At 56.5% G+C, this 294-nt stretch carries 1 protein-coding gene; it reads left to right on the top strand.

The genetic code is table 11. The annotated features are described in order from the left end of the window. Positions 1-294 (top strand): TIGR00730 family Rossman fold protein (locus Q4563_RS18925; RefSeq protein ID WP_336623060.1); only part of this gene is annotated, 294 nt, incomplete at both ends.

Raw genomic sequence — 294 nt, forward strand, 5'->3', positions numbered from 1 at the left:
TTCCCGCCTGGGGAATGACCCGGCCTATGCCGCTGCCGCAACAACATTAGCCACTTTTCTCGCCCAGCAAGGCATTGGCATTGTCTATGGTGGCAGTCAATCAGGGCTGATGGGAATAGTCGCCAATGCGGCGCTGGCAGCCGGTGGGGAAGTGATTGGTGTTATGCCTGGGGTACTCGGGCAACAGGAAAAAATCCACACCGGTCTGACACAAATACACCACGTACACAGCATGCACGAACGTAAGGCACTGATGGCCGATCTGGCCGATGCCTTTGTGGCTTTACCTGGTGG

It is taken from the genome of Gilvimarinus sp. 1_MG-2023 (assembly GCF_030548285.1).